We start from the raw sequence: 18,747 nt of genomic DNA on the forward strand, positions 1-18,747 counted from the left end.
CGTTCAGCACGGGGTGTCCGAGAATGGCTCGGCAATCACTTGGTTGTCGTCTTCATAAGTGATGTAGCCAATCCGCACAGTTCGCAGGATTTCAATCGGGTGACCGTGGTCTTCCAGCAGCGCCTTTAATTCGAAGGCCCTATCCAACGTCGCTTTCGCGTCAGGCTTAAACCAACTCAGACCTTTAGTATCCCGTCTGAATGCGCCTTTCGATGATGTTCGATTAAATCTGGTCGGGACATCGAGATTTTGCCGAAACCAATCAAGCAGGTCCTCAAGCCGGTTGTAGGTGAACTCGTCCAAATCAACGGCGTCGCGCAATTCATAGGCCGCACAAAAGAAACCTTCCCGCGCAGACATGCCTTCTACTTTCACCGACCGAACAAATCGCAAGAACATTGAGCGCGGACACCTAGGTTGTGATCACATCATTTGGCAGCGTTAACAGGTCTGGTCTACTATGGGCGCGCGTGGTTACTCCACCGTAATCGTAATCACCTCGGACACAATAGGCGTTGCATGGGGTACATGGCCCGCGTCGCCCAGCACCAGTTGCAGCGTGTGTTCCCCGGGCGCAAGATCCAGTGTCACCTCGGTCTGGCCGCCGCCGAAATGCAGGTGCTTGTCATCCGAGGGCAGCCCATAGGCCAGTTCATCCGCGCCATCCTCGCCCTCACCAATCGGCGGGCGGTCGATCAGCAAATGGTGGTGACCGGTGTTTTCCGCCTCGGTCCCGGCGGGCGCGACACCCATTCCGGTCAGGCCGAATACAACCGTCACCGGGGATTGCACCACATCCCCATCCGACAGGTTCACGAAATAGACCTTGGCCTCGGGGTTGGATGGCGTTTCGCCCCCGGCCCAGACAAAGCTGGCCATCAGGCCCAGAAATGTGGCTGCAAAAATGGCTCTCATAATCTCCTCCCTGATTGCAAACCAAGTCACAAATTTGCCATTCTCATCCTATCACATCCGCTCAAAATCCGGGAAAACCCAAGCTCATAAGGTCGATAGGCGGTTTTGGAAACCATCGTTTCCACGTTTCCACGTTGAAAACGATCCGAATCAAAACCCTGATATTATCCCATGTCTGCCCCGTTCTCGCCCAGATTGAACATCATAAAGGGACAACGAACAGAAGACCTGGGGAACGAGAATGGATCGACTAACCGAAATGGAGGCCTTTTCCAACGTGGTGGACCAGGGGGGGTTCACGGACGCGGCCAAAAAGATGGGTATCTCCAAATCGGCCGTATCAAAGCACGTATCGAGCCTTGAGGCCCGATTGGGTGCGCGGCTGCTGAACCGGACAACGCGCCGGGTTTCACCGACCGAGATTGGACTGGCCTATTATGATCGCGCCCGGCGGGTGCTGAACGACGCAGGCGAAGCGGATGCGCTGGTAACATCCATGCAATCCGCGCCATCCGGGCTGTTGCGGATCAGCGTGGCGACGGATTTTGGTGTCAATCACCTGTCTCCGGTTCTGTCCGAGTTTCTGTCCTCTTATCCCGATATCACCGTCAACATGGTGCTGAACAACCGCTATGTTGAGCTGATTTCCGAAGGCTTCGACGTGGCCGTGCGTATCGGAGAGCTGGAAGACAGCACCCTGCGCGCCCGCAAGCTGACGGAAACCGTGAAACGCATGGTTGCGTCGCCGAAATATATCGAACAGTTCGGCCGACCGCAGAAAATCGACGATCTGAACGAACACAAGCTGCTGCATTATTCCAGCCAGTCCTCGGGCAGTGTCTGGAAGCTGACCGCGCCCTCGGGCGAAAAGCGTCAGGTGCGCACCGCAGGCTGGCTGAGCGTCAATGACGGGCAATCGCTGCTGAACGCGGCCATTTCCGGTCTGGGGATCGCACATCTGCCCAGCTATCTATACGCCGATGCACTGAAATCGGGCCTTGTGGTGGACGCCATGCCGTCACTGCCGGATGAGGTTCAGGGCATCTATGCCGTATACCCGCCGGGCCGTTTCACACAGCCCAAGGTACGGGCTTTCATTGACTTTCTGGTCGAATCCTTTGCTGAAAAGGGCTCGATGGATTGGTAGAATTCTCCCTGTGGCAACTACAGGCCCGCACAAATTGTGCGGGTCTTTTTTTGTGCGCCGGGCGTCTAGGGTCAGTTGACCAGCAACACCGCCTCGACCCGGCGGTTCAGGTCGCGCCCTTCGGGGGTCGCGTTTGAGGTGATCGGGGCCATATACCCCGCCCCTTGCGCCTCAACCCGGTCGGCGGCGACGCCATGGGCCTCGATCAGGCGATTGCGCACGGCCTGCGCCCGTTGGGTGCTGACCGCGATATTGGCCTGCAACGCGCCGGTATCGTCCGTATGCCCCACCAGCGCCAGCCGCGTGCCGGGGTTGTCGGCCAGATAGGTGGCCAGCAAGGACAGCGAGGCAAAGGGGCCTTCGCCCAGCGCCACCTCACCCGTATTGAAATGCAGGTCATCCAGAATGACATGCCCGTCCTGTTGCAGATCAGCCAGCAGCCCGCCTGTGCCTGTCACCGTTTCCTCGATCACCAGAGGCGGCGCAAGTTCGGAACCCACGGGTGTGACCCGGATCATCTGGACATAGCCATCGGGCGGGTTGCGGCTGATCAGCAGGCTCAATACCTCATCCCCGCGCGAGGCCGACAGGAAGCGGTAATCATGGATCGCCACATACATGTCGGGGGTCGGCACAACCTCGGTCCCAAAGCGGAAATCGAACCCGCCGCAGATGCGGGCCTCACATTCGAAATCGATAGAGAACCCTTGCGTCCGCAGTTGATCGCGCAGCGGGTCGAGAATTTGCAATGTCGTGCTGGACCCGGCCTGCAAGCGCCAGGTGGTGCGCTCGACCCGGCCCTCGACCACACGTGCAGGGACCGCATCATCGGCGAATGCACCGATGGGCAGGTCGTAACTGTCCAGCGCGCTGACCCGTTCGCTGATCTGCCGCGCGCTGGCGGGCAGGGTCAGGTCCTGCGCGGCGGCGGGCGCAGTCAGCAGGATCAGGCAAAAGGACAGTCGTCGGATCATCGGGCCTGCGCGTGGTATTCGGGGTTCGGGACCATCCCGGTGGCGCTGGCCACACGGTTGGTCATGTTGAAGAACCCGGTCACATTGGCAATGTCCCAGATGTCGCGGTCGCTGAACCCGGCGTCGCGCAGGCGCTGGCGGTCAGGTTCCTCAACCTCGGCGCTGGCGGTGGTTATCTTGGCGGCGAAATCCAGCATCGCGCGTTGGCGGGCGTCCAACCGGGCGACGCGGTAATTCATCACCAGCATCTCACCCAGTTGCGGATCGCCGGACAGCTGCCGCACCGCTGCGCCATGAGCGACGAGGCAGTAGAAACACTTGTTGATGGCCGACACGACCACCGCGATCATCTCACGCTCCAGCTTGGACAGGCCGCTCTCGGCCAGCATCAGATCATTATACATCGCCGTGAAGGCGTTCAGCTTGTCGATGTCAAAGGCATGGGCGCGCAGCACATTGGGGATCATCCCCAGCTTTTCGGCACAGATATCGAAGTATTTCTGCGTCTCGGGCGGCAGAGGGTCCACCATGGGCAAATCCAGCGCCGTGGGCATTTCCTGTGTGGTCAATTCGGCCTCCTCAGACACGCTGCCGGTAGTGGTATTCACCGACGATCTGCATCCCCAGCGCGTCATAGAGGCCGTTTGCCCCCGCATTCGCCTTGGTACAGATCACGCTAAGGGTTTGCGCCCCGTTGTCCAGCGCCCAAATGGCCGCGGCGCGCATGGCCCATTGGCCAAGGCCCTGACGGCGGTGATCGGGCAGGATTTCCAGCGCGTGCATCATGGCCACACCATCATAGATGGCGACAAAGCCGGTTCCCGCGGGCTGATCCTTGCGCCGCATCAGCAGGCCGGTCTTCGGCCCCTGTGCCCGCTCCATCACCGCCAGACGTTCTTGGCCGATGCCGCCCTGTGCCCAGATCTCGCGCATGATCGCAAGGGGCGGCCAGATGTTGAATACGGTGACGCGCGGGATCGGGATGTCGGTCAGATGGGTGACCGGGCAGGTGTAGATATTCACCGGATCGAGGATGTCATAGCCGCGATCCGCCAGCATCGCCTCCAGCGTCCCATCCCCCGGACGCAGGCAGAAGATGCGTTTCTGCCCCATGGCCAGCATGGCCTCCTCGGCGGCATCGATATCCTGTTTGCTTACCTCATCCACCCGGCTGGCGGCCGAGACCCGAGACCCTCCGCCCTGCCCGCATCGCAGCACAAACGGGCCCTGCCGCTGAAACCGCGCGGCAGGCCAGGTGCCGTCGACCACATCGGCCCAGTTGATGCTCACAGTTCCAGCTCTTTCGCCAAGCGAGTCATGGCGGCGTCGATGCGCGCGCCCTCGGTGCCCCGCACCACCACATTGGCGCCAAAGACACCGTTAACCTGAAACGGATAGCAGCCGATGGACAGATCGCTGAAATCCTCGGCCAGATTAGACAGGGTCGAGGCGATGTCACCTTCACCCCGATCCACACGCAAGGTCTGGGACAGCAAGGGCTGGCCTCCGGTCAGGCCGGGCAGCACGCTGGCCACCATGGCCTGAAAGACAAGCGGCACCCCGGCCATCACATGCACATTGCCAAGGGTAAAACCCGGCGCGGTCGAGACCGGATTGTCGATCAATGCAGCCCCATCAGGGATACGGGCCATGCGCAGGCGGGCGGCGTTCAGCTCCAGCCCTGATTTGTCGTAATGCGCCTCAAGCAACGCGCGCGCATCAGCGCGCACGTCGATCGCCGCCCCAAAGGCCCGCGCGATGCAATCGGCGGTGATATCGTCATGGGTCGGGCCGATGCCGCCGCTGGTAAAGACGTGATCATGGCTCTGCGACAGCGCCTGGACGGCGGTTTCAATCGTCGCGGCCTCATCGCTGACGATGCGGACCTCTTTCAGGTCGATGCCGTGCTTGGTCAGCTCTTGCGCCAGGAAATGCATGTTGGCGTCGCGGGTGCGGCCCGACAGAATCTCATCCCCGATCACCAGCATGGCTGCGGTTGGGTTCGGCATGGCGCTCTCCTCTTGATCGGTGGACAGGGCAGGTATAGGCCCTTGGCCATGCGATTTGAAACCCCCCTTGTGCCCGCCCGCCTGATCCGCCGCTACAAACGCTTTCTGGCCGATTGCCAGCTGGAAGACGGACGCGAGGTGACGGCCCATTGCGCCAATCCCGGCTCGATGATGGGGCTGGCCGAGCCGGGTGAGCGGATCTGGCTGGAGCCCAATGACGACCCGAAGAAAAAGCTGAAATACGGCTGGCGGCTGGTTGATCACGAGAATGGGCATTTCACCGGGGTCGATACCTCGGTTCCTAACAAAGCATTGCGGGCAGCGCTTGAGGTCGGTGAGATCGCCCAACTGGCCGCCTATGAAACCGTCCGGGCCGAGGTGAAATACGGCCAAAACAGCCGCATCGACTTTCTGCTGACCCATCCCGGATTGCCGGATGCCTATGTCGAGGTCAAAAGCGTCACCCTGTCCCGCCAGCCCGGTCTGGCCGAGTTCCCCGACAGCGTCACCGCACGCGGCACCAAACATCTGGGGGAACTGGCGGCAATGGCGGCGCAAGGCCACCGGGCGATCATGCTGTATCTGGTGCAACGCACCGATTGCGACCGTTTCGCGCTGGCCACGGATGTCGACCCGGCCTATGCGGCGGCGTTTGAGGCGGCAACCGGTGTTGAGCGCCTGATCGTTGGCACCCGGATTTCGCCCGACGGCATTTGGGCCGAACCCGGCATCACCTGGCAGATCGAATAGGCGCGGTCAGTCCACGAACCGGAAATTCACCAGCGTTGAATCAAAACTCGTGGACAGCGCCCGATAGGTTCCGTCCGGCAATTGGCCGATTTTCGCGCAGAGCAACCGCCCCTGACGGAACGTCTTCCATCGGCTGCAAATCTTGTCCTCTTCCAGCCACCAGACCCCGGTATCTTCGCCCAGCCGGGGGACAATGACCGTGAATGTCTTGTCGGTGCCAAGGCTGGCCGTTCCGGTGTACTGAAACCGCTCAAATTCAATCTCGCGGTCCTCGGTCACAAGCGCCGCAATCCCCTCGGGCGAAAGGACCGTGACCTCTTCGCGGCACCCGATTAGGGCAGACAATATCAGGATCGTAGCCCAGAGTCGCATTCTGACCCTTAAAGTTCAGGCCAGAGATCGGCATCCAGACCCTGAACAAACGGCGCAAAGTAATCCTCGACCTGCTGCCAGCGCCCGACCGAAGAGGCATGTACGGGCTGACGCACCTGCAGGCTGCTGGCGGTTTTGACCGCGTCCGAGGATTTTTGCGGCGACAACATGCTGTCCTCGAAGGTCAGATCGCAGATACCCGCCAATTCCTGGGCGTTGTCTTCCAGATTGCGAACCAGATGTTCATAGCGAATGTCATGGATACGGCCCGGCAACACGTCCTTCCAATGCTGCATATAGCGGCGATACCGGTTCGCCTCGGCCGCCATCCATTTGAGATCATGGGTGAAATACAGACCCCCCGCACCGAAATGTGTGCGCCACATGGACAGGGCCACATCACGCGGATCGCGTTCGACATTCAGGATGACCGCATTCGGGAAAGCCTGCGCCATCGCCCCGAGAAACGCATAATTGCCCGGGGCCTTGTCGACAAAGGCCGCTGTATTGTCGGCAATCTCGGGAAGGGTATCCGCGTAAAACTCGGCCAGATTCTGCGCGTCCTGCAATACGGCTGGTTTGTCTTCGGCCTTTCTGGCCCAGAGATGAACGCTGGCCAGCTCTCCCAACCCTTGCACACCGGAATGCGCCGACAGAATACGTTCGACCAGAGTTGTGCCGGACCGGGGCAGGCCGACTACAAAAATCGGGCGGGGAATGTCAGTGCGTGGTTCCGACGCTGCGGCGGGCAGAGGAGCCGCCAGACGCTTGGCACAATCCTTTTCGCTGCGCCTTTCCCACTCGGGGAAGCCTTCGCGCAGCAGCCCATGCCCGGCGTTCAGGTACTGCATTTCTTGCGCTGTATCCTTGTCGCGCTGCGCAAGGCTGGCCGCTGCGAAATGGACCATCACGGCACCTTCCCGATTGGGGATACCGGCGTCCAGCGATTTGGAGATCTGCGCCTTGAGGACCGAGATATCATCCTCCGACAGGTTCGGAAGCTTTGCCATGAACTCCAACGTCTCGGGATGGCCCGGCGTCAGTTTCAGCGCCGCCCGACCGTGTTTCAGGGCGTCTTCCATATGGCCCATCCCCGAATGCGCCTTGGCCAGACGCACCTGACCATAGTGGAACTTGGGATGCTGCTTGACCAACGCCGTCAGAACCTCAATCGCGCGGTCCCATTGGTGCAGCCCGTCCAGAATGTCCGCCTTCAGGCAATGGGCCTGCAAATTCCCGGGCTGGCGCTTCACCACCTGCTCAATCGCGGCAAGGGCCTTGCGTTCCTGACGTTCGTTCAGCAGGGCCATCGCCCGAATGAATTGCTGCGGCGGTGTCAGCGGAGCCTTGGCGCCGATCTTGTCCATAAAGCGCAAGGCCGCATCGGAATCCCCCGCCTGCACCATGCTGAGGCCATAGTTCTGGATCAGCTCCGCATTGCCGGGTTCCAGACGCCAAGCGCGTTCAAAATATGTCTGGGCCAATTTGAAGTTCTGCTGCTGAACGGCGCATAAAGCCGCAAGACGGTGCAGCGCAGACACGTTCGGCCATTTCTTGGCAGCCTTGGTCGCGCGTTTCATCGCCCGCTCGGGGCGGCCTTTCTTGAGCAGGTCACTGATGCTGGCGATCTCGGCCCTGAGCTGATCAGCTTTTTGCATGTCGCGTGCCCTTCCCTTGGTTGCGCGTCCCGGCGGCGTGTGCCCAGTGCTAGTTCATTCCACCCCGAGGGTCCACCAGAGTTGCATGACCCCCTGCCAAGCCCTTGACATTGCGACCCCGCGCCCTCTGGTACTTTCTGCACAAGCAGCGTAAAAAGGATGCTGCGCGAAACTTTTGGAGCCCCGCACCGATGAAAGAACATCGTGGCCGTCTGACCAAGGACGGTATCCGTATCTATGAACAGGGTGACTTTGCCGGCATGCACGCGGCAGGGGCCTTGGCCGCGCGGATATTGGACGATATTGCGGAACATGTTTTCCCCGGCCAGACCACCGGCGCGATCGACGGCATCATCACCCGGATGGTCGAAGATGCGGGCGCGACCTCGGCCACCATCGGCTACAAGGGTTATCAGCACGCCAGCTGCATCAGCGTCAATCACGTGGTCTGCCACGGCATTCCCGGTGACAAAAAGCTGAAGGATGGCGATATCCTGAATATCGATGTCACGGTTATCGTTGACGGCTGGTTCGGCGACACCTCGCGCATGTATGTGGCAGGCAAACTGCCCCGCAAGGCCGAGCGGCTGATCCAGGTGACCCATGACGCCCTGTTCAAGGGCATTGAGATGGTCAAGCCGGGCAACACGTTCGGCGATATCGGCCACGCAATTCAGGCCTATGTCGAGGCCCACCGGATGAGCGTCGTGCGCGATTTCTGCGGCCACGGGCTGGGCCGGGTGTTTCACGCGCCGCCGAACGTGCTGCATTATGGCCGTCCGGGCACCGGCGCGGTTCTGGAAGAGGGCATGTTCTTTACCATCGAACCGATGGTCAATCTGGGCCGTCCCGAAACCAAGACGCTGGCCGATGACTGGACCGCCGTGACCCGCGACAAATCGCTGTCGGCACAGTTCGAACATTCGGTGGGTGTGACGGCGGACGGGGTCGAGATCTTTACCCTGTCACCGGGCGGGATGTTCCACCCGACCTATTCGTCCTGATCGGCAGCCTGTTCGCGCCAGAGCTTCAGCAGCATCGTCTCATCCCTCCAAGGTATGATCGCGTCATGGATGAAGACGGGCGCGCGCATGGGTTTGGGCTCGGGGCCGGTGGTGGCATCCGTGTCCTGTGAAAAAGCCCAGATCGGAGGGGTCAGTGCGCGGTCCATGCCCTGGATACTAGCACGGTCGGATCAGATTCCCAAAAGCGCAGGCACATCTGACATATCTGTGAAAATCTCGGCCCCGAGGTCGGCCAGTTTCTCGCCACCCCCATGCGGAGCGTAGGCCAGACAGCGCATGCCAGCGCGCATCGCGGCGCTCACGCCGCTGTGGCTGTCTTCGATCACTACGGCTGAGGACGCGCCGAACCGCGCGGCAGCCATCTGGAACATCTTCGGGTCAGGTTTGGCGGTGCCCAGCACATGCGCCGAGAACATCGCATCGCTGAACCGGTCCCACAGCCCGTTCTGGCCCAGTGTGATCCTCATCTTGTCCGGGCTACCGTTTGAGGCGACGCAGCAGGGTATGGCTGCGGCATCCAGCGCCTTAAGCAGTGCAGGTATCCCATCCACCAAAGGCACCCCGGCCTTCAGCCGCGCATAGGTTTCGGCGTAGATTTCATCGACCCAATCACCGGGCACAGCCGCGCCCAATGCGATAACCTTGTCCCGAACCGCCGCCATAGTGCCGCCAACAAACAACGCCATGCAGTCGTGCAGCGACAGGGTCAGCCCATAGCGCGCAAGATTGTCGGCGACCACCTGGTTCGAGATGACCTCACTATCGACCAAAACACCGTCGCAATCGAAGATGACCAGATCATGCATGCCGCGCTCCGTTCAGTCAGGATTGCCACGCCACATCAAAGAGATATGCGTGTCGCCATATTTCCGGCTATCTTGCAGGGTGAAGCCCTCGGGCGCTTGCATAGGGGCATTTTCCTCCCACACTACCAGCGCGTTATCGGCCAGCCAGCCGCCCGCGATGGCGGCGGCCAGCGCCTTTTGGCCCAGCGCCTTGCCATAAGGCGGATCGAGGAAGATAAGGTCACAGGCCGGGCCGGGATTGTCCCCCAGCCGGGTCGCATCGCGGCGGATCAGGGTGGTTTGCCCGGCGCTGCGGGTCAGGTCGATATTCTTGCGGATCAGCCCCTGCGCCACGCGCCCGTCATCGACAAAGGTGACGTGGTCCGCGCCACGCGACAGCGCCTCAAGCCCCAGCGCGCCGGTGCCTGCGAACAGGTCCAGCACGCGCAGCCCATCAAAATCGACCTGATGTGCCAGCACGTTGAACAGGCTTTCGCGCACCCGGTCGGTGGTGGGGCGCAGATGCGCACCCGCATCCCCTTTACCGACCGAGGTCAGGGCACGGCCACGGAACGCTCCGGCAATGATCCTCACGCCTTGAGCAGCGGTTTCAGGTCCGCATCCGGGTCGGCCACCACGACGGGATCGGCGGTTTTACCGGAATCGATCAGACGTTTGCCGACCATATAGGCGCGCGGGTCGTTCATGGCGTCCACAGCGATCAGCTGGTCGCCTTTGTAATACCAGAAAGAAACCGTCTGGCCCTCACCCTTGCGGGTCACCACGCGGTCATAGCCGGTGTTCAGCCCCGCGATCTGCAGTTTCACGTCATACTGATCCGACCAGAACCACGGCGTCGCGGTGTAATCCTTGGCCGCGCCCAGCATATTCTGGGCCACGATCTCGGCCTGATCAATCGCGTTGGGGACACTTTCCAGACGGATACGCCCATCCCCATGCGGGAAAGATGCGCAATCCCCCGCCGCCCAGATCGACGGGTCAGAGGTGCGGCCATGGGCGTCGGTCTTGATTCCGTTGTCCAGTTCCAACCCCGCCATCTCGGCCAGCGTGGTCGAGGGTACGATGCCCACACCAACCACAACGAAATCAACCGGCAATTCGGTGCCGTCGGTCAGAACGGCACCGGTGACCTTGCCACCGTCTCCGATCAGACGATCCAGCCCGACGCCTTCGCGAATGTCAGCGCCGTATTCGCTGTGCAGCGCGCGGAAATAGTCGCTGGTCTCGGGGGCCGCGACCCTTTGCAGGATGCGGTCGGCCATCTCGACCAGGGTCACCTTGACCCCGCGCTTGGCACAGACCGCCGCAGCTTCAAGCCCGATATATCCACCGCCCACGATCAGCGCGCGCGCACCGTCTGTCACGCGGGGCTCCATGTCATCGATATGGGCCAGATCACGCACCACATGCACGCCGTCCAGATCACCACCGATCGCCGCAGGCAGGTAACGCGGGTCCGACCCGGTGGTCAGGGCCAGTTCATCATAGGAAATGACCTCATCGCCCAGCGTCACCGTCTTGGCCTGCGGGTCGATGCCCGTCACGCGCTGACCCAGCCGCAGGGTGATGTTGTTCTCGGCATAAAAGCTCTCGGGGCGCAGGAACAGGCGTTCCAGCTCCATCTCACCCAGCAGATACGCCTTGGACAGCGGTGGGCGCTGATAGGGCAGATGCGGCTCGGCCCCGATCAGGGTGATATCGCCCTCAAACCCGTCCTTGCGCAGCCTTGCCACCAGCGATGCACCGGCCTGTCCGGCACCGATCACGACGATATGGCTCATGTTTCCCTCACCCTGTCGAATTCCCCGTGGTTTCGTCCACGCGACCACCTATATTGCGACTAAGCCCGACTCTGCAAATCCAAACGACAGGAGCAAAAAATGATTTCAACAGGTGATATGCTGCCCGACGCCACGCTGACCGTGATGGGCGCGGATGGCCCGGAAGAAGTGCGGGTTTCAGACAAGACCAAGGGCCGCAAAGTGGTGATCTTTGCCGTGCCCGGCGCGTTTACGCCGACCTGCCATTCGGCCCATGTGCCCAGCTTCATCCGCACCAAGGACCAGTTCGGCGCCAAGGGCGTGGACGAGATCATCTGCGTTTCCGTCAACGATCCTTTCGTGATGAAAGCCTGGGGCGAGACGACAGGCGCGTCCGATGCCGGCCTGACCATGCTGGCGGATGCTGCGTCCGAGTTCACCAAAGCCATCGGGATGGAGTTTGACGCCCCGCCCGCCGGTCTGCTTGCGCGGTCGAAACGCTATGCGATGCTGGTCGAGGACGGCAAGGTCGTGGCGCTTAACCTGGAAGAAAGCCCCGGCGCCTGTGAGATTTCGGCAGGCGAAGGGCTGCTTGAGGCGATCTGATCCCATCCGGCCCCGGCCAGACCGGGGCCCGTATTTAACTTGCTACAACGCCCCGATGTGCGAATACTGAACACATACAACTGGGGAGTTTATTTATGAAACTTAAGGCAATTTCACTAATTCTGGCCGGAGCGGGCGCACTGGCGGCCTGTGGCCCGGCCCCGACACCACAACAACAGGCCGCGCGCCAGCACGAGATCGCGTGCCTCAGCGGCACTTTGGGCGGCGCGCTGATCGGCGGGGCCATCGGCAACCAGTTCGGCGGCGGGTCCGGCAAGGCCATCCTGACGGCAGCAGGCGCTGCCACCGGTGGCTTTGAAGGCCAGAGATACGCGTGCTGAGGGGGTCTGAGATGAAACATACATTTGCATTTATCGCCGCCCTGACGCTGGCCAGCGCCGCCACTGGCGAAACCGTGGCCGAGCTGCACGAGGCCGAGTTGAAGGCGATCGACGCCAATAATGACGGGTTCCTGTCCAAAGACGAATTCAACGCCTTTTCCGACTATGCGTTTCAGGAAATGGACGACGACAAGAATGGCACGCTGGGTCAGGATGAGACCAAGCCGTTTCTGGACATCAAACAGTTCCAATCAACCGACCGCAACGGCGACAGCCTGATTTCGCGGGCCGAATATGACGCGCAGATGAGCGCCGATTTCGACGCCGCCGATCAGGACGGCAATGGTCAACTGGATTAGAGGTACAAGTGTGAGATGATCAGATGGATCACATTCGGCGCGGTGGCCTTTCTGGCGGCATGTGACGTGCCGCAGGCCCCGGTGGTGACCGGCCCGGACGGGCAGCCGCGCATTCAGATCAACACCAGCGGGCTGACCTGCTACAACACCCGCTGTCTGGACATCGACCCGGCAGCGCGCAGCCTGCGGTCCATCGGCAACCGCACGATCAGCATTCCTGGCAATATCGACGTCAGCGACGGCACCGTAACAGTGGCCGAGTTTCAACAGATGGGAACCGCCGCGTTGCTGGCCGGTGGCGAAGGATCACCCGAGAATCGTTAGCCCTTGCGGGTTAACACAGGCTGTCCATCTTGCGGGCCAGTTTGGCGTCCAGCGCCGACAGACCGCCCACGTCATGGGTGGACAGCACCACCTCGACCGTTCGGTAGACGTTGGACCATTCGGGGTGGTGGTTCCACTTTTCGGCAAAGATCGCCACTTGTGTCATCCAGCCGAATGCCTGGACGAAATTGTCGAAAATGAAGGTCTTGGTGATCGCATCGCGGTCCTCGACCATGGTCCAGCCATTTCTGAACAGCGGGTCCAGCAGCGGGCCGCGGGTCTCGGTCGACAAAAGTTCGGTCATTGCTGTTCCTCCGGGTTCGATTTTCTGAACGGGCCGTAATCCGTCAGAATCTCGATCTCTTCTCCCACTGCGCGGGCCTCGGCGTCCAGATATTTCCGCACCGCATCCGCAAAGCCCGGATCGCCGATCCAGTGCAGGCTGTGCGTGCGCGTGGGCAGATAACCGCGCGCCAGCTTGTGTTCACCCTGCGCCCCGGCTTCGACCCGGGCCAGACCTTCGGCAATGGCAAAGTCGATCGCCCTATAATAGCACAGTTCGAAATGCAGGCAGGCGTGATGCTCAGTACAGCCCCAATAGCGGCCAAACAGCGTTTCGCGCCCGATAAAGTTCAGCGCGCCCGCGATGGGGTTTCCATTCCGCTCGGCCAGAACCAGCGCCATGTCATCGGCCATCACCTCTTGCGCGATGTCGAAAAACTGCCGCGTCAGATAGGGAGAGCCCCATTTCCGCGCGCCGGTGTCCTGATAGAACTGCCAGAACGCATCCCAATGCTCGGGCCGCAAATCGCTGCCGGTCAGCGTACGAATCTGGCCGCCGAACGCGTTGGCCTGCGCCCGTTCCTTGCGGATATTCTTGCGCTTGCGCGAGGACAGCGCGGCCAGAAATCCGTCGAAATCGGTGTAATTATCGTTAAGCCAGTGAAACTGCTGCGACTGGCGCAGCAGCAGGCCCATCTGCTCGCCTGCTTGCGCCTCAGCCTCCGTGCAGAAGGTGGCATGCAGGGACGAGATGCGATTATCCGCCGCCAATTGCACCGCGCCCTGTACCAAGGCGGAGGTGCCGACGCCTTCATATCCGGGCCGCACCAGAAACCGCCGACCGGTGGCCGGGGTAAAGGGCACCGCAATCTGCAGCTTCGGGTAATACCGCCCGCCCGCGCTTTCATAGGCATGGGCCCAGCTGTGATCGAAGATATATTCGCCCTGACTGTGCGATTTGGCATACATCGGCGCGGCAGCGATCAGCAGCCCGTCCAGATAAGCGGTCAGATATTGCGGCTGCCAGCCGGTGCCACGCCCGACCGAGCCGCTTTGTTCCAGCGCCAACAGGAACCGATGCGTCGTGAACGGGTCCAGAGGCCGCCCGCCATCCGCCACCTCGGGGCAGGCGCAACTGTCCCAGTCCGCAGCGGAAATCTGCGACAGCGACCCCAGAACCTGAACTTCGATTTGTGCCTGATCCATATCTCCTCCGGCCCCTTCCCATTATCTGTGATGGGGCGCGGTGGGTTCAACCCGGATGCGCGGCCAAATACCCTTCGAACGTCACATTGTCGGCGATCTTGCGGGCCTCGGCCTCTTGCTCGGGTGAGCGCACGGTCCAGCACAGGATCGGCACACCTTGCGCCTTCAGCTCGGCCACGCGGGGGCGGGACAGGTCCTGCACTTCATGGCTGATGAAGCTGGCACCGACCCGGTCGAAATCCGGTATCTCGCGCAGGTGGTCGCACACGTCCTGCGGCAAAAGTTCGACCTTTGGGACATAGGACCCCGTGACGATCCCGCGCGGCAGATGCGGGGCCAGACGGGCCAGTTCGGCCACGGAATTGGGGTTGAAGGACATTACCGCCGCCGGGCCATCATAGCCCTGTAACGCGCGGACCGTGTCGGCCTCTAGCGGGCCCACACTCAGACCCATCGCGCCGTCCTGATCCTTGAGTTCGATCAACAGCGGCACCTTGCCCGCGACCATCTCCAGAACCTCATCCAGCGTGGGAATGCCGTCATCCGCATGCAGCAAGGTCATCGCCTGCGCCTGCGCCGAGGTGATCTGGCGGATCGGCCCCGCCTGCCCGGTCAAACGGGTCATGTCATAGTCGTGAAAGACCATGGCCCGGTCATCCGAGGCCAGTTGCAGGTCGATCTCGATCCCATACCCGGCATCAATGGCCGCCTGCACAGCCGCCCGGCTGTTTTCCGGGCGTCCGTGGGTTTTGTCATGCAGCGCCCGATGTGTGATCGGGCGCTGCAAAAAAGCCTCTGGCAGGGGTGGTGTCATTGAACCTCGAAGATACCTTCGATTTCGACAGCTACGCCCAGCGGCAGCGACGCGGCGCTGACGGCGGACCGGGAATGGCGACCGGCGTCGCCCAACGCCTCGACCAGGAAATCGGACGCACCGTTGATCACCTGCGGCTGCGCGGTGAAATCAGCGGTCGAGTTCACGAAACCGGTCAGCTTGATCACCCGCACCAGCTTGTCGATGTCACCACCGCAGGCCGCCTTGACCTGCGCCAGCAGGTTGATGGCACAGACCTTGGCCGCCGCCGCGCCCGCCTCGACATCCATGTCATCGCCCAGCTTGCCGGTGATCAGATCGTCAGCCTTGGAAATCTGGCCCGAGACATAAACGATATTGCCCATGCGCACGAAGGGCACATAGTTGGCCGCCGGGGCAGGGCCATCGGGCAAGGTTACGCCCAGGCTTTCCAGTTTTGCTGCGATGCTCATCAGTTCGTCCTCACCTAAAATTCGACTCGGGCGGACGCTATCCGGGATCACGTGTGTCGGAAAGGCGGAAACCGACATTTCAGGGTCTGCAGTGCGTCTGGGCGCAAATTCTCTCATCCCCGGCGGTCGACCTTACAACTACTTTACCAGATTGTAATCGGCGGGTTAAACGCAAGGTGTTTCATTTCGGGTCCAAACCTTTTATGTGACATCAACTTGAGCCCTAAAAGTCCGGCCGTAACAGTATTGATTGAAAGCCAGCATATCCGAACTGGCGATCTGGAGTGTCAAAGACCGTGTCGAGCAGAATCCGTTTCAAGACTTTCGCTATTCTGTCCCTTGTCGCGCTGTTGGGTGCCTGCGCCACGCAACCGCCCGAAGAGGCCGCCCGGGGCGAGGTTTTCGACCCCTACGAAAAAACCAACCGGGGCATTCACAAGTTCAATCTGGGCGTCGACCGGTTTCTGTTCCGCCCGGCCTCGAAAGGCTATGTGAAGATCGTGCCCGACCCGATGGTCACCAGCTTCAGCACCTTCGCCGAAAACCTGACCCTGCCGGGACAGGCGGTGGATTACCTGCTGCAGGGCAATCTCAAGCAATCGGGCAATGCGCTGTTGCGGTTCGCCATCAACATGACCGTGGGCGGCGCGGGCCTGTCCTCTCCTGCTGATGAGCTGAACCTGCCGCCGGTCGATACCGATTTCGGCGAAACCCTGCATGTCTGGGGTTTTGGCGAAGGCGCCTATGTCGAACTGCCCTTCTACGGCCCCTCAACCACCCGCGATGCGGTGGGGGTTGTGGTCAACCTGTTTTCCAACCCGATCAATTTCACCCCCACGCGCCCGGTGGACAACCTTGGTGTCTATGCCGAGATCGTGCGGCGCATGGGCGACCGGGGGCGGTTCTCGGACACGGTCGATTCGATTTTGTATGAAAGCGCCGACAGTTACGCGCAGGCCCGCCTGATCTATCTGCAAAACCGCCGCTTTGAACTGGCACGGGACGATGAGGGTGCTTATCTGGGTCTGTATGACGACCCTTACGCCGATATCGGAACCGACCCTGTCAGGGACCCCTATCTCGACCCCTACGAGGACCCCTATGCAGAATAACTTTTTGAACCGCCGCCATTTTATCGCAACCGGCCTGGCCGGACTGACAGCCACCACGCTGCCCCTGACCGCCTTGGCCCTGACCGAGGCGAATGCCGTGCAACTGGTCAACTCGGTGGTGGCCGACATCACCCGCGTGATCGATTCAGGCAAATCCGAAAAAGCCATGCTGCGGGATTTCCAGAAGATCTTCGTGGAATATGGCGACGTGCCGATCATGGCGCGCTATGCGCTTGGCGCGGATGCCCGTGCCGCCAGTTCGTCCCAACTGCGCCAGTTCACCAAAGCGTTCGAAGGCTATATCTCGCGCAAATACGGCCGCCGCTTCCGCGAATTCATCGGCGGAGAGGTCACCGTGCGCAACGCCCGCAAAATCAAGAACGGGTACGAGGTCAGAACTTCGGTCAAACTGCGCGGCTCTGCCCCGTTCGAGGTGACCTTTCTGGTGTCGGACAAATCCGGCAGCGGCAAATTCTACAACATGTTCATCGAAGGCGTGAACCTGCTGCTGACCGAACGCACCGAAATCGGCGCGATGCTGGATGCCCGCAAAGGCAACCTGAACCAGTTGATCAAGGATTTGAACAAGACCGGGTGATCGATAGCCCATGTTTTCGTGAAAACCGCCGCGTGAGGGTATCGCGTGGCGGTTTTTCTTTGTGAATCTTCGGAATACAATTCACACCTATACTTGCGGGGGCAGTTGAGTGCGATTTACTGTTCAGCCGTAACAACACACAGGTTCTTCTCGCCGTCGAAATTCTCAAACCCACCCGTAGTTTCCGTCAACTCGGCCTCAAAATGCGCGATCATCGGCATTACGATGGATTCAATGTCTTCATTCCAGACTGGTCCATCATAGAAACCGTCTTTCAGCCTATCCCGTTCCTCCATAGACGAAAACGCGCGCATCCAGTGGACCTTGTCGGCGTTCTCCAAATCCCTCATCGGGCCAAAAACAAGCATCCCGGCCTCTCGCAACGCGCGGCGGTTGGTGCTTTCGAAGAACCTGATGAAGTCCTCACGAAGACCCGGTTTCAGTGTGTAGTGTCGTATCTCCAGAATCATGATGGCACTCGAACAGTGTTGCGTTGAATGTTCAAGAACACGTTAATTCGCCAATACTTTGCATCGCCTTGGTTAGGTCCAAGGCATTGTTGAAACTGTCCGATTCTTCAAAGCACCTTAATTCAACCGCTCACCCGTTTCCTTGGCGAAATACGACACCTTGCTCATGTCAAAGGCGAGGTTCAGCATTTCCCCTGCCTGCGCGCTGGTTTCCGCGTGCAGCCGTGCTGTGACCTGCTTGCCGCCCAGTTCCGAGACCACATAGGTATCGGCCCCTGCCGGTTCGACCATGTCGACCATGCAAGCGGCCTCTTGCACGCCTGCTCCGGCGCGGAAACCGGCCTCGGCGATGTCTTCGGGGCGCAGGCCCAGGATCACGTCCTGCGGCAGCGACAGATCGCGGGCGTCGTTCAGAACCAGCGTGTCACCGGTTTCGCGCGTGATGGAAATCTGCGTGCCCGAGCCTTTATTCGCGGCCTGCGCCGGGATCAGGTTCATCGCGGGCGAGCCCATGAAATCGGCCACGAACAGATTGGCCGGGTTGTTGTAGATCTCGGCCGGGCTGCCGATTTGCTGCACGATGCCGCCTTTCAGAACCACGATCTTGGTGGCCAGCGTCATCGCCTCAATCTGGTCATGGGTCACGTAGACGATCGAGGCATCCAGCGTCTGGTGCAGCTTTTTGATCTCGGTCCGCATCTCGACCCGCAGCTTGGCGTCGAGGTTCGACAGCGGCTCGTCAAACAGGAACAGCTTGGGATCGCGCA

At 60.8% G+C, this 18,747-nt stretch carries 27 protein-coding genes; 9 read left to right on the top strand and 18 right to left on the bottom strand.

What is annotated here, in order from left to right; genetic code table 11:
- Positions 1-3: 3 nt before the first annotated feature.
- Both MPJ51_RS14255 and MPJ51_RS14260 read right to left on the bottom strand, forming a co-directional pair.
- Positions 4-375: a hypothetical protein gene (locus MPJ51_RS14255; protein ID WP_298388060.1), complete on the bottom strand. Its 372-nt coding sequence runs from the start codon at positions 373-375 to the stop codon at positions 4-6.
- Between the two features lie 99 nt (positions 376-474).
- Positions 475-915, bottom strand: coding sequence for a DUF4399 domain-containing protein (locus MPJ51_RS14260; protein WP_298388063.1), 441 nt, complete (start codon positions 913-915; stop codon positions 475-477).
- 241 nt (positions 916-1,156) lie between these two features.
- Between MPJ51_RS14260 and MPJ51_RS14265 the strand changes: the two genes are divergently transcribed.
- A complete protein-coding gene (locus tag MPJ51_RS14265; protein ID WP_298388065.1) occupies positions 1,157-2,062 on the top strand; it encodes a LysR family transcriptional regulator in 906 nt (301 codons plus the stop codon).
- Positions 2,063-2,133: 71 nt separating this feature from the next.
- On the opposite strand, the gene MPJ51_RS14270 is transcribed toward MPJ51_RS14265, so the two are convergent.
- From MPJ51_RS14270 to MPJ51_RS14285, 4 genes are read right to left on the bottom strand one after another with little or no spacing between them, the layout of a single operon-like run.
- Positions 2,134-3,036, bottom strand: coding sequence for an OmpA family protein (locus tag MPJ51_RS14270; protein ID WP_298388068.1), 903 nt, complete (start codon positions 3,034-3,036; stop codon positions 2,134-2,136).
- Positions 3,033-3,605: a peroxidase-related enzyme gene (locus MPJ51_RS14275; RefSeq protein ID WP_298388071.1), complete on the bottom strand. Its 573-nt coding sequence runs from the start codon at positions 3,603-3,605 to the stop codon at positions 3,033-3,035. The genes MPJ51_RS14270 and MPJ51_RS14275 overlap by 4 nt, the downstream gene beginning before the upstream one ends.
- Before the next feature lie 10 nt (positions 3,606-3,615).
- A complete protein-coding gene (locus MPJ51_RS14280; protein ID WP_298388073.1) occupies positions 3,616-4,326 on the bottom strand; it encodes a GNAT family N-acetyltransferase in 711 nt (236 codons plus the stop codon).
- Positions 4,323-5,045, bottom strand: coding sequence for a molybdopterin-binding protein (locus MPJ51_RS14285; RefSeq protein WP_298388076.1), 723 nt, complete (start codon positions 5,043-5,045; stop codon positions 4,323-4,325). The genes MPJ51_RS14280 and MPJ51_RS14285 overlap by 4 nt, the downstream gene beginning before the upstream one ends.
- Before the next feature lie 48 nt (positions 5,046-5,093).
- Here MPJ51_RS14285 and sfsA point away from each other — a divergent pair, with 48 nt between their 5' ends.
- Positions 5,094-5,795 (top strand): DNA/RNA nuclease SfsA, encoded by a 702-nt coding sequence (sfsA, locus tag MPJ51_RS14290; protein ID WP_298388079.1) that lies wholly within the window; start codon positions 5,094-5,096, stop codon positions 5,793-5,795.
- 6 nt (positions 5,796-5,801) lie between these two features.
- Here the strand turns inward: sfsA and MPJ51_RS14295 are convergent, their stop codons facing one another.
- Positions 5,802-6,167, bottom strand: a complete 366-nt coding sequence (locus tag MPJ51_RS14295; protein ID WP_298388082.1) for a hypothetical protein — start codon at positions 6,165-6,167, stop codon at positions 5,802-5,804.
- An 8-nt stretch (positions 6,168-6,175) separates the two neighbouring features.
- The gene (locus MPJ51_RS14300) at positions 6,176-7,825 is read right to left on the bottom strand and encodes a tetratricopeptide repeat-containing sulfotransferase family protein (RefSeq protein ID WP_298388085.1); all 1,650 of its coding nucleotides are present in this window, start codon (positions 7,823-7,825) and stop codon (positions 6,176-6,178) included.
- A gap of 191 nt (positions 7,826-8,016) precedes the next feature.
- Here MPJ51_RS14300 and map point away from each other — a divergent pair, with 191 nt between their 5' ends.
- Positions 8,017-8,829 carry a type I methionyl aminopeptidase gene (map, locus tag MPJ51_RS14305; RefSeq protein ID WP_298388088.1) on the top strand — a complete coding sequence of 271 codons (813 nt, stop codon included), beginning with the start codon at positions 8,017-8,019 and terminating at the stop codon, positions 8,827-8,829.
- On the opposite strand, the gene MPJ51_RS14310 is transcribed toward map, so the two are convergent.
- The 4 genes from MPJ51_RS14310 to MPJ51_RS14325 are packed head-to-tail and all read right to left on the bottom strand — an operon-like array spanning position 8,817 to position 11,437.
- The gene (locus MPJ51_RS14310) at positions 8,817-8,996 is read right to left on the bottom strand and encodes a hypothetical protein (protein WP_298388091.1); all 180 of its coding nucleotides are present in this window, start codon (positions 8,994-8,996) and stop codon (positions 8,817-8,819) included. The genes map and MPJ51_RS14310 overlap by 13 nt on opposite strands.
- A 24-nt stretch (positions 8,997-9,020) precedes the next feature.
- Positions 9,021-9,656: an HAD family phosphatase gene (locus MPJ51_RS14315; RefSeq protein WP_298388094.1), complete on the bottom strand. Its 636-nt coding sequence runs from the start codon at positions 9,654-9,656 to the stop codon at positions 9,021-9,023.
- A 12-nt stretch (positions 9,657-9,668) separates the two neighbouring features.
- Positions 9,669-10,229 carry a 16S rRNA (guanine(966)-N(2))-methyltransferase RsmD gene (rsmD, locus tag MPJ51_RS14320; RefSeq protein WP_298388096.1) on the bottom strand — a complete coding sequence of 187 codons (561 nt, stop codon included), beginning with the start codon at positions 10,227-10,229 and terminating at the stop codon, positions 9,669-9,671.
- Positions 10,226-11,437 (bottom strand): FAD/NAD(P)-binding oxidoreductase, encoded by a 1,212-nt coding sequence (locus tag MPJ51_RS14325; RefSeq protein WP_298388099.1) that lies wholly within the window; start codon positions 11,435-11,437, stop codon positions 10,226-10,228. Before MPJ51_RS14325 ends, rsmD begins: the two co-directional genes overlap by 4 nt.
- Before the next feature lie 99 nt (positions 11,438-11,536).
- Here MPJ51_RS14325 and MPJ51_RS14330 point away from each other — a divergent pair, with 99 nt between their 5' ends.
- The 4 genes from MPJ51_RS14330 to MPJ51_RS14345 all read left to right on the top strand — a co-directional run bounded on the left by MPJ51_RS14330 (position 11,537) and on the right by MPJ51_RS14345 (position 13,046).
- Positions 11,537-12,022 carry a peroxiredoxin gene (locus MPJ51_RS14330; protein ID WP_298388101.1) on the top strand — a complete coding sequence of 162 codons (486 nt, stop codon included), beginning with the start codon at positions 11,537-11,539 and terminating at the stop codon, positions 12,020-12,022.
- A gap of 95 nt (positions 12,023-12,117) precedes the next feature.
- Positions 12,118-12,363, top strand: a complete 246-nt coding sequence (locus tag MPJ51_RS14335) for a glycine zipper 2TM domain-containing protein (RefSeq protein ID WP_298388104.1) — start codon at positions 12,118-12,120, stop codon at positions 12,361-12,363.
- Between the two features lie 11 nt (positions 12,364-12,374).
- Positions 12,375-12,722 (top strand): EF-hand domain-containing protein, encoded by a 348-nt coding sequence (locus tag MPJ51_RS14340; RefSeq protein WP_298388107.1) that lies wholly within the window; start codon positions 12,375-12,377, stop codon positions 12,720-12,722.
- A 15-nt stretch (positions 12,723-12,737) separates the two neighbouring features.
- Positions 12,738-13,046 (top strand): hypothetical protein, encoded by a 309-nt coding sequence (locus MPJ51_RS14345; RefSeq protein WP_298388110.1) that lies wholly within the window; start codon positions 12,738-12,740, stop codon positions 13,044-13,046.
- 10 nt (positions 13,047-13,056) lie between these two features.
- On the opposite strand, the gene MPJ51_RS14350 is transcribed toward MPJ51_RS14345, so the two are convergent.
- The 4 genes from MPJ51_RS14350 to MPJ51_RS14365 are packed head-to-tail and all read right to left on the bottom strand — an operon-like array spanning position 13,057 to position 15,800.
- Complete coding sequence (locus MPJ51_RS14350; protein ID WP_298388113.1) at positions 13,057-13,350, bottom strand: 4a-hydroxytetrahydrobiopterin dehydratase; 294 nt, start codon at positions 13,348-13,350, stop codon at positions 13,057-13,059.
- The gene (locus tag MPJ51_RS14355; protein ID WP_298388116.1) at positions 13,347-14,534 is read right to left on the bottom strand and encodes a GNAT family N-acetyltransferase; all 1,188 of its coding nucleotides are present in this window, start codon (positions 14,532-14,534) and stop codon (positions 13,347-13,349) included. The genes MPJ51_RS14350 and MPJ51_RS14355 overlap by 4 nt, the downstream gene beginning before the upstream one ends.
- A 46-nt stretch (positions 14,535-14,580) precedes the next feature.
- Positions 14,581-15,348 carry a glycerophosphodiester phosphodiesterase family protein gene (locus MPJ51_RS14360; RefSeq protein ID WP_298388119.1) on the bottom strand — a complete coding sequence of 256 codons (768 nt, stop codon included), beginning with the start codon at positions 15,346-15,348 and terminating at the stop codon, positions 14,581-14,583.
- Positions 15,345-15,800, bottom strand: coding sequence for a RidA family protein (locus tag MPJ51_RS14365; RefSeq protein ID WP_298388123.1), 456 nt, complete (start codon positions 15,798-15,800; stop codon positions 15,345-15,347). The genes MPJ51_RS14360 and MPJ51_RS14365 overlap by 4 nt, the downstream gene beginning before the upstream one ends.
- 296 nt (positions 15,801-16,096) lie before the next feature.
- Here MPJ51_RS14365 and MPJ51_RS14370 point away from each other — a divergent pair, with 296 nt between their 5' ends.
- On the top strand, positions 16,097-16,912 hold the full coding sequence (locus MPJ51_RS14370) for a VacJ family lipoprotein (protein WP_298388125.1): 816 nt from the start codon (positions 16,097-16,099) through the stop codon (positions 16,910-16,912).
- Complete coding sequence (locus MPJ51_RS14375) at positions 16,902-17,510, top strand: ABC transporter substrate-binding protein (RefSeq protein ID WP_298388128.1); 609 nt, start codon at positions 16,902-16,904, stop codon at positions 17,508-17,510. Before MPJ51_RS14370 ends, MPJ51_RS14375 begins: the two co-directional genes overlap by 11 nt.
- 116 nt (positions 17,511-17,626) lie before the next feature.
- On the opposite strand, the gene MPJ51_RS14380 is transcribed toward MPJ51_RS14375, so the two are convergent.
- Together MPJ51_RS14380 and MPJ51_RS14385 are read right to left on the bottom strand one after the other, a co-directional pair.
- Entirely contained in the window at positions 17,627-17,980 is a 354-nt protein-coding gene (locus tag MPJ51_RS14380; RefSeq protein ID WP_298388131.1) for a hypothetical protein, read from the bottom strand.
- 117 nt (positions 17,981-18,097) lie between these two features.
- The coding region (locus MPJ51_RS14385; protein ID WP_298388134.1) for a TOBE domain-containing protein at positions 18,098-18,747 on the bottom strand (650 nt) is incomplete at its 5' end.

It is taken from the genome of Ruegeria sp., assembly GCF_028066395.1.
GTDB lineage: Bacteria > Pseudomonadota > Alphaproteobacteria > Rhodobacterales > Rhodobacteraceae > Ruegeria.